The sequence below is a fragment of the Martinezella paranaensis genome (assembly GCF_014200235.1).
GTDB lineage: Bacteria > Pseudomonadota > Alphaproteobacteria > Rhizobiales > Rhizobiaceae > Rhizobium > Rhizobium paranaense.
In genome coordinates, this window is the sequence record NZ_JACHBI010000020.1 from 70,538 (window position 1) to 84,132 (window position 13,595).

A 13,595-nucleotide genomic window follows, 5' to 3' on the forward strand; every position below is an offset into this window, starting at 1 on the left:
CTGATATCAGCGGAACCGAATATTGGCCCGCGACAGCTCGCTGACCGAGGTGCATCCCATCAGCTTCATGTCGCGCTCGATCTCGGTGCGCAAATGCCGTAGCGCGCGCTCCACACCCGCCTGACCGGCAGCGGCCAGCGGATAGAGATAGAAGCGGCCGATACCGACAGCCTTTGCGCCGAGCGACAGGGCCTTCAGGACATGCGTGCCGCGTTGGATGCCGCCATCCATCATCACATCGATGCGGTCACCGACGGCATCGGCGATCTCCGCTAGTTGGTCGAAGGCGGAGCGCGAGCCGTCCAATTGCCGGCCGCCATGGTTCGAAAGCACGATGCCCGTGCATCCGATATCGACCGCACGCTTGGCGTCCTCCACCGACATGATGCCCTTCAGGCAGAACTGCCCGTTCCAGTGCTTCACCATTTCGGCGACATCGTTCCAGTTCATCGACGGATCAAGCATCTCGGTGAAATACTTGCCGATCGACATGGCGCCGCCGCTCATGTCCACATGCTCCTCGAGCTGTGGCAGGCGGAATTTCTCGTGCGTGAGATAGTTCAGCGCCCAGGCAGGCTTGATGGCGAACTGGGTGACACCAGCCAGATTGAGCTTGAACGGAATGGAGAATCCGGTGCGAAGATCACGCTCGCGATTGCCGCCGGTAATGCTGTCGACCGTCAGCATCATTACGTTGACGCCGGCATCCTTCGCGCGCTCCATCATCGCGCGGTTCAGCCCGCGATCCCTGTGGAAATAGAACTGGTAAACCTGGGGCCCCGGATACTTCTTGCGGATTTCTTCGAGGCTGACGGTGCCGAGCGACGAAACGCCGAACATTGTGCCGAGCGAAGAGGCTGCGGCTGCAACCGCATTCTCGCCCTCATGATGGAACAGCCGCTGCAACGCCGTCGGCGAGCAATAGAAGGGGGTAGCGAGCTTTTGTCCCATGACGGTGACAGACATGTCGATCTCGCTGACGCCGCGCAGGACGTTGGGAACGAGATCGCAGCTTTCGAAGCTCGACGTATTTCGCCGCAGCGTCACTTCGTCGTCGGCTGCGCCGTCGATATAGTTGAAGATCGGGCCGGGAAGACGCTTTTTCGCGAGAAGGCGAAAATCATGGAAGTTGTGGCAATCACGCAGACGCATGGCTTGCCTCGACAACGACACTGCAATCATTCTCAAAAGACATCAAATATCGACCTCCCAATAGTCCGCCGCTCAGTCCGATCGTGAATTACATCCGGTGCAAGCGTGCTTCCCACTTGTAAAGCACATCCGGCTCCTTTTCCTCATTGCCTGCCCCGTCAGACTCGTCAACTGCGAAGAAGCCGTGTTTCTCGTAAAAGCGGCGTGAAGGCTCATTTCTCTTGAATGTCCAGAGCGATAGAACTGGATAGGTCGATTTTGCGATATCGAGCAGGCGGCTGCCGATGCCACGTCCCTGCGCCTCGGGCAGAACATAAAGCTGGTCGATCCAATCCTCGAGAAAGGCGATGACGCCGACGAGGCGGCCACCCTCTTCCGCACCCCAGATTTGGCAATCCTTGAAGACCACCGCCCTCCAGAAGCCGACATCCTCTTCCGGCGTGTGAAGTCCGGCAAGCGTCGGCAGCCGCTCGTTGAAGGAAGCGCGGTGGACGGCCGCAGCCGCCGGCATGTCCGCGAGATCGAGTTTACGCAACGAAACCTTGTCAGTCATCATCAAGCCTTGAGCCCAAAACCCTGCATCAGCCGGCGGGTGGGGAAATCCGGCGCACCGGAGGTGAAGACGGCAAAATCGAAATTGTCTGGATGCACGGCATCGGCCACCTGCTGCACCAGGCTGCGGGCACGGCGTGCGATCGCTTCGGCAGGATCGAGCCAATCGACCGGCCAGGGCGCCAGCCGGCGGAAGATATTGGCCATGAAGGGATAGTGCGTACAGGCGAGCACGACGATATCGGTCTTCCGCCCTTCCTTCTCGACGAAACACTGGTCGATTTCGGAGCGAACGGCATCATCCGAGACGGCATCGCCACGAATATAGGCTTCGGCCATGCGCGCCAGATTCTCGGAACCGACCAGACGGACATGGCATTGGGTCGCAAAGGACTGGATGAGATCGCGCGTGTAGGCCCGTTTGACAGTGCCCGGCGTCGCCAATACCGAAACCAGCCCCGAGCGCGTGCGCTCTGCAGCCGGTTTAATCGCCGGCACGGTGCCCACAAAGGTCATCTGCGGAAAGGCGGCGCGCAGATCGGCGCCCGCGAGCGTGAAGGCCGTGTTGCAGGCGATAATGCAGATTTCGGGATCGTGGTCCGTGAGTAGCTTGGCGAAGAGGCTGACGATGCGCTCCCGCAAGGCCTGTTCTTCCCAGCCGCCGTAGGGAAAGCCGGCATCGTCGGCGACATAGATGAAACCACGCTCCGGCATCAGCACACGGGCTTCCCGCAGCACGGTCAGCCCGCCGATGCCCGAATCGAAGATTAGAATGGGTTTCAGCTCATTCGCCGTTGCTGTCATCGCTTGTGGTTTCCTTGGGCGCAGCAGAGGATCGGGGGTGCGAGCCGCTGCCGCGCGGAGATTTGCGCGAGAAGCGGTCGAGGGACGAGATCACACCGCGCAGGACGCTGATTTCCTGTTCCGTAAACGCCCGGCGCGAGAGGACTGCGCGCAGATTGTCGACCATTTTCGGCTTTTTCCCGGCAGGATGGAAATAGTTGCGCGCATCCAATGCTTCTTCGAGTTGATCGAACAGGCCGAAGAGCTGCTCCTTGGTGGAAGGCCGCTGTCCCACCGCCTGGAAGGGCACGGCTCCCAGATCCTCCATGCCGGATTTCATCCACTCATAGGACATCAGCAGCACCGCTTGTGCGATGTTCAGCGAGGCGAAAGCGGGGTTGACGGGAAAGGTCACGATCTCGTCGGCAAGCGCCACTTCTTCGTTGGTCAGCCCCCAGCGCTCGCGGCCGAAGAGAATGCCGGTGCCCTCGCCGGCTGAAAATCTCGCCCGCAGCGTTTCGGCGGCGGCGACCGGAGAGCGCACGGGCTTATAGCCATCGCGTTCACGCGCGGTCGTGGCGTAGACGAAATTGAGATCGGCGATCGCCTGCTCCAGCGTGTCGTAGACTTTGGTCGCCTCGATGATGTGATCGGCCTTGGAGGCGGTCGCCTGCGCCCTCTCATTCGGCCAGCCGTCGCGCGGATTGACGAGGCGCAATTCCGCCAGGCCGAAATTTGCCATGGCGCGGGCCACCATGCCGATATTCTCGCCCATCTGCGGCTCGACCAGAATAATGGCCGGCCCTTCGGCTAGAAGTTGACGCTCGCTATTGGTACCTGCCATGAACTCAAATCCCCAGGCGGTAAGCATACCGCTCAAACAAGGGCCGGAATAGCGGCGCGAGCCTCAATCGGCAAGGGAGAAGTCGGTTATCGGCACCGATTGGGCCGTGGCTGTAGTCGGCAATGCCGCTATCGTCCGGCGAGATAAGGCCCCGCCGGCGATAAGCTGATCATTGCGGCTGGTCCTGCTGTGGCGTCTGATCCGTCGGCTGCTGTTGCTGCTGCTTGACGATGTCCTGCATGACCGACTTCAGCGAATTGGTTTGGCCGGCATCATCGACCGTGATGATGTCATCGATGACGGGCTTTCCAGCCTCCTTAATGACTTCGAAGCGCACGGTGGTCGTTTTCTGGTAGTCAGCTTCGGTGCCCATACAGACGGATTTCTTGAAGGTGGCGATCACCTCCGTCGTGTCGCCTTTCGGCGGTTGCGGGGCAATGTTCAGCTCCTGCAATGGGCATGCATCCTGTCCGCCGACGATGACATCATAATCGAAGGGCGAAATACCGTCTTCATCGGCAGCGGGGAACTGTGCCGCCGCCTGGTATTTCGCAATGAAATCCTTGCTATAGAGATCCTTCAGCTTGCTCTCGTCGAAAATATCCTGCCAGTCGCTGTCACCACCTGCCCAATTGGACACGGTCGCATCCATCACCGTCTTGACCGGCGTCATCGCGTCGGCTGCCGCGGCCGAATTGGCGCCTAGCGAGAGCGGAAGGAAGACGGCGAGAAGCGCGGCAGCGGCAATTTTTTGCATGATAAAAATCCGTGATGATCGGCGAAGCGTTCGCGCGACATTAGTCGCATCCAGCACTTTGGCAATGGCCCGGACCTGAAAAGCATGCATCGCGATGAAGTGGGCGTGATCGGCAAAAACGCCGTTTCAGCGCCTCTATCGGCTTTGCGTTCCGGACTTGCGGTGCTATAGCCCTCGGGACTTCATATCACTCACTGGGACATCCGGTCCCCATCAGCTTAAACGAGGCAGAAGCATGAAGAAGATCAAGGTCGCAAACCCAGTTGCCGATCTCGATGGCGACGAAATGACTCGCATCATCTGGCAGCTTATCAAAGAAAAACTGATCTTCCCCTACCTCGATATCGATATCGACTATTATGACCTCTCGGTCGAAAACCGCGACGCCACCAACGACCAGGTGACCGTCGACGCCGCCAACGCCATCAAGAAGTACGGCGTCGGCATCAAGTGCGCCACGATCACGCCGGATGAAGCCCGCGTGAAGGAATTCAACCTCAAGGAAATGTGGAAGAGCCCGAACGGCACGATCCGCAACATCCTCGGCGGCGTCATCTTCCGTGAGCCGATCATCTGCAAGAACGTTCCGCGCCTGGTTCCGGGCTGGACGCAGCCGATCGTCGTCGGCCGTCACGCTTTCGGTGACCAGTATCGCGCCACCGACTTCAAATTCCCCGGCAAGGGCAAGCTGACCATCAAGTTCGTCGGCGAAGACGGCTCGGTCATCGAGAAGGAAGTCTTCAACGCTCCGGGCGCCGGCGTTGCCATGGCCATGTACAACCTCGACGAATCGATCCGCGAATTCGCCCGCGCCTCGATGATGTACGGCCTGATGCGCAAATGGCCGGTCTACCTGTCGACCAAGAACACCATCCTCAAGGCCTATGACGGCCGCTTCAAGGATATCTTCGAAGAAGTCTACCAGAACGAGTTCAAGGCTCAGTTCGACGAAGCCGGCATCACCTACGAGCATCGCCTGATCGACGACATGGTTGCCTCCGCCTTGAAGTGGTCCGGCGGCTACGTCTGGGCCTGCAAGAACTACGACGGCGACGTCCAGTCCGACACGGTTGCCCAGGGCTTCGGCTCGCTCGGCCTGATGACCTCGGTTCTCCTGACGCCGGACGGCAAGACGGTCGAAGCCGAAGCCGCACACGGCACGGTGACCCGTCACTACCGCCAGCACCAGAAGGGCCAGGAAACCTCGACGAACTCGATCGCCTCGATCTTCGCCTGGACCCGCGGTCTCGCGCATCGCGCCAAGCTCGACGACAATGCCGAACTCGCCAAGTTCGCTTCGACGCTCGAAAAGGTCTGCGTCGATACCGTCGAAGCCGGCTACATGACCAAGGACCTGGCGCTGCTGATCGGCCCCGACCAGCCGTGGCTTTCCACCACCGCTTTCCTCGACAAGATCGACGAAAACCTCAAGAAGGCCATGGCCGCTTAAGCCTCGGCACCATCAAGCTTCCAGGAAACCCGGCCTCAGCGCCGGGTTTTCTTTTGCCGGAAAATCTTGCCGTCAAGCTTGGCTGGTGGCAAAAATATCGCAAGATTGATGAGGAGGAGCATATGACCGAGGAACTCGTTTTCTACACCAACCCGATGTCGCGCGGGCGCATCGCCCGCTGGATGCTGGAAGAGATCGGCCAGCCCTACCGCACCGAATATCTCGACTTCGGTACGACGATGAAGGCGCCAGGCTATCTCTCGGTCAATCCCATGGGCAAGGTGCCGGCCGTCAAGCATGGCGACATCATCGTCACCGAATGCGCCGCCATCTGCGCGTACCTGGCCGAGACCTTTCCGCAGGTCGGTCTTGCGCCGACGGCAGCCGAACGCGGCCGCTATTTCCGCTGGATGTTCTTTGCCGCCGGCCCAATGGAGATGGCGGTGACCAACCGCGCGCTGGGATTCGAAATCCCTCCGGAACGCCTGCGCATGGCCGGCTGCGGCAGTCTGGCCCATGTCTTCGACACTCTGGAACAGGCCGTCAGCGTCTCGCCGTTCATCGCCGGCGACCGTTTCACGGCCGCCGACGTCTATGTCGGTTCGCATGTCGGCTGGGGCCTGAATTTCGGCACCATAGAGAAGCGTCAGGCTTTCATCGATTATTGGGGCCGCGTCAGCGACCGCGACGCCTACCGCCGCGGCAACGAACTGGACAACGCCGCGATGCCAAAGCAACCGAACCCCTGATAAGACAATCAGTTATAGCTAAAATATCAAGTGAGATATCATGCTGCTATTGCAGCGGCATGTGAATTTCCGTCAGCAATTCCGTCGGCGGCACGTCGCGAGGATTGTTGAGATATTCCTCGAACATCACGGCATCGCGCAGTTGCCGGCCGGAAGCAGGCAGCCATTCCGCATAGAGCCATTGATAGGCCTTGTACATATCGGAATATGGCCCCTTGTGCCGTAGCACAGCATATTCGCCGCCATCGATTGTTCGCCGCTCCAGCGGCGCATCGGCGGCAACCTCGTCGACCGCGTTGACGCAGGCATAGGAGCGCAGCTTGTCTACATCCACAACATCGGGATCGTCCAGATAGACACCGATCATGCGCATATCCGGCTTGCCAAGGCCGCGGGCATAGATGGTGCCGAAGAGTGTTTCGAAAGCCTGACCGATCTGCATATAGGAGCCGCGATGGGCGACACCGATCAGTGACATCGGAGAAATGGCGCGAAGCGTAACATCGAACATAACCGTGATCCTTCCTTGGGTACTGGGTTCGAAGATCGTGTGGCTTCCCTCATTCCGATATCGCGCCGGCGGCATGCCGTAGACGGATTTGAAGATGCGGTTGAACGATTGGAGGTTGGGATAGCCCGACCGCTTTGCAATGTCGTTGACGGATAGACAGGTGTTGACGAGATCGCCGGCGGCACGATGCAGCCGCAGCCGCTTGACGGTGGCAGCCGCCGTCTCGCCATAGATCGCCCGATAGATCCTGTGCCAATGATAGCTGGACATGCAGGCGATCTCGGCAAGCTTTTCCATATCGAGCTCCTCATCCAGATGCTCATGGATATAGGCCGAAACCCGCCTCAGACGGGTTTCATAAAGCGCCCATGCCGTTTCGCCGTTCATGTCAAACCTCTTGCAAATCGATCGGCCTCAAGGAACCATATCTCGATTTGACAAATCCTGCTGACTTCCGTGCACAAACGAAAACGGCGGGAGCTATCAGCCCCCGCCGGTTGTAAATATGCATATGAAAACTGGCTATTAGCCGGCGAGCGCTGCAGCAACCGCCTCAACTGCATCATCGGCCTTGGCGCCGTCCGGACCGCCGGCCTGGGCCATGTCGGGACGTCCGCCCCCACCCTTGCCGCCGAGAGCGGCCGAGGCGATGCGCACGAGATCGACGGCGCTGAAGCGACCGGTTAAGTCTTCAGTCACCGCGACGACAGCGCTGGCCTTGCCGTCTTCGGAGACGCCAATTAGAGTCACGACGCCGGAGCCGAGGCTGGTCTTGCCCTCATCGGCAAGCCCCTTGAGATCCTTCGGATCGACGCCGGAAATGGCCTTGCCAAGGAACTTGACGCCGCCGATTTCCCGCACGGCATCCGCCGCGCCGTTCTGACCGCCGCCCATGGCGAGCTTGCGCTTGGCGTCAGCCAGTTCGCGCTCCAGCTTTCGACGCTCATCCATCAGCGCCTCGACGCGCGACACGACATCGGCAGGCTGCACCTTCAATGTCGAGGCAAGTGTCTTCACGCGCTCATCCTGCTCGGCAAGATAATCGCGCGCAGACTCACCCGTCACCGCTTCGATGCGGCGAACGCCGGCGCCGACGGCACTTTCGCCGAGGACGCGGATAAGACCGATCTGGCCGGTGCCTGAGACATGTGTGCCGCCGCACAGTTCAACGGAATAGGGCTTGCCGGATTTAGCGCCGCGCACGCCCTGCCCCATGGAGACCACGCGCACTTCATCGCCGTACTTTTCGCCAAACAGCGCCATTGCGCCTTCGGCGATGGCGTCGTCGACGCTCATCAGGCGGGTTGTAACCGGCGAATTCTGCAGCACGATTTCATTCGCCATATCCTCGACGATTTTCAGCTCTTCGGCCGACATCGGCTTCGGATGCGAAACATCGAAGCGCAGGCGCTCAGGCGCGACCAGAGAGCCTTTCTGCGCCACATGGGTGCCAAGCACCTCGCGCAACGCTTCATGCAACAGGTGGGTCGCCGAGTGGTTGGCGCGCAGGCGCGAGCGCCTGTTGTGATCGACCGTCAGGACAACAGCGTCGCCGACCTTGATCTTGCCTTCCGACACTTCCGAGCTGTGAACGAAAAGGCCCTCGCCCTTCTTCTGGGTATCGCTGACCGAAAGCTTGCCGTGGTCGCTGGAGACCACGCCGGTGTCGCCCATCTGACCGCCGGATTCGCCATAGAAAGGCGTCTGGTTGACGATGATCTGCACCTTGTCGCCGGCCGAGGCGCTGTCGACGGCAACACCATCCTTGACGATCGCCTGGATCACGCCTTCAGCCGCTTCGGTGTCGTAGCCGAGGAATTCGGTCGCGCCGAACTTCTCCTTGAGCTCGAACCAGATGGTTTCGGTCGCCTTGTCGCCGGAACCTGCCCAATGCGAGCGTGCCTCAGCCTTCTGCCGTTCCATTGCATCGGTGAAGCTCGATATATCGACGCCGATGCCGCGGGCGCGCAATGCGTCCTGTGTCAGATCGAGCGGGAACCCGTAGGTGTCGTAGAGCTTGAAAGCGGTCTCGCCGTCGAGGCTGTCGCCCTTGTGCAGCGTGGAAGTCGCATCGGCAAGCAGTGACAGGCCGCGTTCCAGCGTCTTGCGGAAACGGGTTTCTTCCAGCTTCAGCGTCTCGGAGATCAGTGCTTCGGCGCGCACGAGCTCAGGATAGGCGCGGCCCATCTGCTGAACCAGCGTCGGCAGCAGCTTCCAGACCAGCGGATCCTTGGCGCCGAGCAACTGCGCATGGCGCATGGCGCGGCGCATGATACGGCGAAGGACATAGCCGCGGCCTTCGTTCGACGGTAGCACGCCGTCGGCGATCAGGAAGGCAGACGAGCGCAGGTGATCGGCGATGACGCGGTGGCTTGCACGGCGCTCACCCTCGGCCTTGACGCCGGTCGCCTCTTCCGAAGCTTCAATCAGCGCGCGGAACAGGTCGATATCGTAATTATCATGTTTGCCCTGCAGCACAGCCGCAACGCGCTCGAGGCCCATGCCGGTGTCGATCGACGGGCGCGGCAGGTCGACCCGCTGCTCCTTGGTGATCTGCTCGAACTGCATGAAGACGAGATTCCAGATCTCGATGAAGCGGTCGCCATCCTCTTCCGGCGAGCCAGGAGGGCCGCCCCAGATATGATCACCATGATCGTAGAAGATTTCCGAGCACGGTCCGCAGGGGCCGGTATCGCCCATGGCCCAGAAATTGTCACTGGTGGCGATGCGAATGATCTTGTCGTCCGAGAGACCGGCGATCTTCTTCCAAAGATCGTAGGCAACGTCGTCGGTGTGATAGACCGTCACCAGCAGCCGCTTGGCATCGAGGCCGAATTCCTTGGTGATCAGGTTCCAGGCAAGCTCGATGGCGCGCTCCTTGAAATAGTCGCCAAACGAAAAATTGCCGAGCATTTCGAAGAAGGTGTGGTGACGGGCGGTATAACCGACATTGTCGAGGTCGTTATGCTTGCCGCCGGCGCGGACGCATTTCTGTGCCGTCGATGCCGTCTTGTAGGGGCGCTGCTCCAGGCCGGTGAAGACGTTCTTGAACTGCACCATGCCGGCATTGGTGAACATCAGCGTCGGATCATTGCGCGGAACAAGCGGGCTCGACGGTACGATCTCGTGGCCGTTCTTCTTAAAATAGTCGAGAAAGGTCGACCGGATTTCGTTCACACCGCTCATATTGGGCCCTTCAGTCCTTGCCTCGAGCGAGATTTCGTCTCGCTCATGTTCCTTCACCTAGTATGATCCTGTTCAAAAACCGCTTCGCACTTTTTCGGGATCACGCGCTGGCAAAATTTAATAAATCCAGTGGCTTTTATCGTCCGCTCCCGGCCCTGTCCAGCCGCACAAGCAAAACCGGCCGCACATCCCTTGGACAATACGGCCGGTTTTGAATTTTAGTCTTGATCAGTCCTGAAATCGCTCGCGGAAATTACGCGTCCGCGGCGTCGCTGTCATCAGCATCAGGTCCGCCATTCTGCAGGAAGCGATCGGCGATGAGACCGGCATTCTGGCGCAGCGACAGCTCGATCTCACGGGAGAGATCCGGATTGTCGCGCAGGAAGAGCTTTGCGTTTTCTCGACCCTGACCGAGACGCTGGCTGTTATAGGAGAACCAGGCACCGGACTTCTCGACGATGCCAGCCTTGACGCCGAGATCGATCAGCTCACCGGTTTTGGAAACGCCCTCGCCATACATGATGTCGAATTCAACCTGCTTGAAGGGAGGCGCCATCTTGTTCTTGACGACCTTGACGCGGGTCTGGTTGCCGACCACCTCTTCGCGCTCCTTGACGGAGCCGATACGGCGAATGTCGAGACGGACGGAGGCATAGAACTTCAGCGCATTACCGCCAGTCGTCGTTTCCGGCGAGCCGAACATGACACCGATCTTCATGCGGATCTGGTTGATGAAGATCACCATGGTGTTGGACTTCGAGATCGAAGCCGTGAGCTTGCGCAACGCCTGGCTCATCAAACGAGCCTGAAGGCCCGGCAGGCTGTCGCCCATTTCGCCTTCGATTTCGGCGCGCGGCGTCAGCGCGGCAACGGAGTCGACGACGAGAACGTCGATGGCGCCGGAGCGCACCAGCGTATCGGTGATTTCAAGCGCCTGTTCGCCGGTGTCCGGCTGCGAAATCAGAAGGTTCTGCAGGTCGACACCGAGCTTGCGGGCATAGACCGGATCGAGCGCGTGTTCGGCGTCGACGAAGGCGCAGATGCCGCCCTTCTTCTGGGCTTCTGCAATGGTCTGCAGCGCCAGCGTCGTCTTACCCGAGCTTTCCGGTCCGTAGATCTCTATGATACGCCCCTTCGGCAAGCCGCCGATGCCGAGCGCGATATCGAGGCTCAGAGAGCCGGTGGAAACTGTTTCGATTTCGACCACATTCTCGTTCGAGCCGAGCTTCATGATCGAGCCCTTGCCGAACGACCGCTCAATTTGAGAGAGTGCCGCTTCAAGTGCCTTGCTTTTATCCACCGATTTGTCCTCTACAAGCCGCAAAGAATTCTGAGACATCCGATCCACCTTTAGGTTATTGAAGCCGCTCAAGCAATGTCGCCGCTGATGAGAATTGTGTACTCTATTTGTTCTCATGCTACAAGAGCACAACAAGCAATTGAAAGAAAAAGGTAAAATGAATTCCGTTCTACATTTGTTTTCTTCTTTCATAGCAAGCACTTACGTGCCCTTGTCCGGCATTCTGCGCGAAAAATTCCCCGGCTCGATTCGCCTTTGGAACCGCTGAGGAGATCGGGATGGCAAAGAAGATTCTTGTTCTGGGTGGTGCCCATATCGACCGGCGCGGCCGCATCTTCGGCGAGACGGCGCCGGGGGCCAGCAACCCGGGCGCCTGGTTCGAGGAACCGGGCGGCGGTGGCTTCAACGCGGCACGCAATCTGGCCCGCCTCGGCTTCGATGTACGGCTGATCTCGCCGCGTGGCGGCGATGCGGCCGGCGAGATGGTGGCGGAGGCGGCGCTCAATGCCGGCGTCGACGACAAGCCCTTCGTTTTTCTCGACCGCAAGACGCCGAGCTATACGGCGATCTTGGAGCGCGACGGCAATCTGGTGATCGCGCTTGCCGACATGGAACTCTACAAGCTCTTCGTTCCGCGCCGGCTTGCGGTCCGCGCCATCCGTGACGCCTTCGAAGCCGCCGATCTCATCCTTTGCGACGCCAATCTGCCGGAAGAAACGTTGGCTGCCATCACGATGCGCGCTGCCGCCAACAGCAAACCGCTAGCCGCCATCGCGATTTCCCCAGCCAAGGTGATGCGCCTGAAGCCTTGCCTTGCCGGTATCGGCCATCTTTTTCTGAACGAGGCCGAAGCCGCGGCGCTGACGGAGAGCCGTCCGGACGATCCGCGTCGTTGGGTCGCCGGGCTGCGAGCGCTCGGCCTCAAGGGCGGCGTCATCACGCGTGGCAAACGCGAGTTGATTGCCTTCTCCGGTGACGACGCCATCAGCCTGCAGCCGCCCGTCGTCGATGAGGTCGCCGATGTCACCGGCGCCGGCGATTCGCTTGCCGCCGGCGTTCTCGCCGCCCTGCTCGCCGGTCACGATCTTAGCGAGGCCGCGCGCCACGGGGCAGCGGCAGCCGCGATCACCGTGCAATCACCTTTTGCCACGGCGGAGGATCTTTCGCCCGAGCTTCTGAACGCAATGCTGGCTCTTGTTCCCGAAGCCGCTATCTTGTCGTTAAACCCATGAATTTCGCATCTCCCATCTCAGCCAATCGGATACAACCATGAGCAAGCCTATTTCTCCCCTGCTGCCGATCTCCTATTCGAAGGAGGTTGCTGCGGCAAAATTGCGCGGAGCGCCGTTGGTGGCATTGGAATCGACCATCATCACCCATGGCATGCCCTATCCCGGCAATATCGATATGGCGCGCAGCGTCGAGGCCATCATCCGGCAGGAAGGCGCCGTGCCGGCAACGATCGCCGTCATTCACGGCGTGCTGCATATCGGCCTGGAGCCTGAAGAGTTGGAAGCGCTTGCCCAAACCAGCGGCGCGATGAAGGTGTCGCGTGCCGACCTCGCCTTCGCGATTGCCGAGCGCCGCACGGGCGCCACCACGGTCGCCGCGACGATGATCGCCGCGGCGCGCGCCGGCATCAAGGTTTTCGCGACCGGCGGCATAGGCGGCGTGCATCGCGGCGCCGAGGAAAGCTTCGATATCTCGGCCGACCTGGAAGAGCTAGCGCGCACCGATGTCATCGTGGTTTGCGCCGGCGCCAAGGCGATCCTCGATATTCCGAAAACGCTGGAAGTGCTCGAAACTCGCGGCGTACCCGTCGTCACCTACGACAGCGCCGAGTTCCCCGCCTTCTGGTCGCGTTCTTCCGGCCTGCCGAGCCCGCTGACGCTGAACAGCCCGGCCGCGATCGCCAACTTCCAGACAACGCGTGAACAGCTCGGCATCAACGGCGGCATGCTGATCGCCAATCCCGTGCCGGAAGCCGATGAAATCCCGCGCGAGGAGATGGAAATCTACATCGAACGCGCCTTGGATAGCGCCGAGCGCGACGAGATCGCCGGCAAGGCAGTCACCCCCTATCTGCTCAGCACCATCTTCGACATCACGGACGGCCGCAGCCTGAAGACCAATATCGCGCTGGTCGAAAACAATGCCCGCCTTGCCGCTGAAATCGCGGTTGCCCTGACGGATTGAGACAAGAAAGGCAGCCGCTCTAGGCTGAAAACCCAATCATATAGTTGATTATATATTGTCTTTCTGATTCAATCTAGCTGTTTGAAGGAGATTGGATCATGGCAGGGGAATTCTG

At 60.0% G+C, this 13,595-nt stretch carries 12 protein-coding genes; 4 read left to right on the forward strand and 8 right to left on the reverse strand.

Annotated features, from left to right (window positions below; all coding sequences use genetic code 11):
* Positions 1-6: 6 nt before the first annotated feature.
* The 5 genes from GGD50_RS29695 to GGD50_RS29715 form a co-directional block, all read right to left on the reverse strand.
* Positions 7-1,152, reverse strand: coding sequence for an alpha-hydroxy acid oxidase (locus GGD50_RS29695; protein ID WP_107108210.1), 1,146 nt, complete (start codon positions 1,150-1,152; stop codon positions 7-9).
* A gap of 88 nt (positions 1,153-1,240) precedes the next feature.
* A complete protein-coding gene (locus GGD50_RS29700) occupies positions 1,241-1,705 on the reverse strand; it encodes a GNAT family N-acetyltransferase (protein ID WP_107108527.1) in 465 nt (154 codons plus the stop codon).
* Between the two features lie 2 nt (positions 1,706-1,707).
* The gene (murI, locus tag GGD50_RS29705; protein WP_107108211.1) at positions 1,708-2,508 is read right to left on the reverse strand and encodes a glutamate racemase; all 801 of its coding nucleotides are present in this window, start codon (positions 2,506-2,508) and stop codon (positions 1,708-1,710) included.
* Positions 2,489-3,331 (reverse strand): RNA methyltransferase, encoded by an 843-nt coding sequence (locus GGD50_RS29710; protein WP_107108212.1) that lies wholly within the window; start codon positions 3,329-3,331, stop codon positions 2,489-2,491. The genes murI and GGD50_RS29710 overlap by 20 nt, the downstream gene beginning before the upstream one ends.
* A 169-nt stretch (positions 3,332-3,500) precedes the next feature.
* Entirely contained in the window at positions 3,501-4,088 is a 588-nt protein-coding gene (locus GGD50_RS29715) for a hypothetical protein (protein WP_107108213.1), read from the reverse strand.
* A 235-nt stretch (positions 4,089-4,323) separates the two neighbouring features.
* Between GGD50_RS29715 and GGD50_RS29720 the strand changes: the two genes are divergently transcribed.
* Both GGD50_RS29720 and GGD50_RS29725 read left to right on the forward strand, forming a co-directional pair.
* Positions 4,324-5,538, forward strand: a complete 1,215-nt coding sequence (locus tag GGD50_RS29720) for an NADP-dependent isocitrate dehydrogenase (RefSeq protein ID WP_107108214.1) — start codon at positions 4,324-4,326, stop codon at positions 5,536-5,538.
* 122 nt (positions 5,539-5,660) lie between these two features.
* Positions 5,661-6,287: a glutathione S-transferase family protein gene (locus GGD50_RS29725; RefSeq protein ID WP_107108528.1), complete on the forward strand. Its 627-nt coding sequence runs from the start codon at positions 5,661-5,663 to the stop codon at positions 6,285-6,287.
* A 46-nt stretch (positions 6,288-6,333) separates the two neighbouring features.
* Here the strand turns inward: GGD50_RS29725 and GGD50_RS29730 are convergent, their stop codons facing one another.
* The 3 genes from GGD50_RS29730 to recA form a co-directional block, all read right to left on the reverse strand.
* A complete protein-coding gene (locus tag GGD50_RS29730) occupies positions 6,334-7,185 on the reverse strand; it encodes an AraC family transcriptional regulator (RefSeq protein WP_107108215.1) in 852 nt (283 codons plus the stop codon).
* A gap of 138 nt (positions 7,186-7,323) precedes the next feature.
* Entirely contained in the window at positions 7,324-9,984 is a 2,661-nt protein-coding gene (gene alaS, locus GGD50_RS29735; protein ID WP_107108216.1) for an alanine--tRNA ligase, read from the reverse strand.
* A gap of 253 nt (positions 9,985-10,237) precedes the next feature.
* The gene (gene recA / locus GGD50_RS29740) at positions 10,238-11,323 is read right to left on the reverse strand and encodes a recombinase RecA (RefSeq protein ID WP_107108217.1); all 1,086 of its coding nucleotides are present in this window, start codon (positions 11,321-11,323) and stop codon (positions 10,238-10,240) included.
* Positions 11,324-11,562: 239 nt separating this feature from the next.
* On the opposite strand from recA, the gene GGD50_RS29745 reads away from it, so the two are divergent.
* Both GGD50_RS29745 and GGD50_RS29750 read left to right on the forward strand, forming a co-directional pair.
* The gene (locus tag GGD50_RS29745; protein WP_107108218.1) at positions 11,563-12,516 is read left to right on the forward strand and encodes a carbohydrate kinase family protein; all 954 of its coding nucleotides are present in this window, start codon (positions 11,563-11,565) and stop codon (positions 12,514-12,516) included.
* 37 nt (positions 12,517-12,553) lie between these two features.
* The gene (locus tag GGD50_RS29750; protein WP_107108219.1) at positions 12,554-13,480 is read left to right on the forward strand and encodes a pseudouridine-5'-phosphate glycosidase; all 927 of its coding nucleotides are present in this window, start codon (positions 12,554-12,556) and stop codon (positions 13,478-13,480) included.
* The last annotated feature ends 115 nt before the right edge of the window (positions 13,481-13,595 follow it).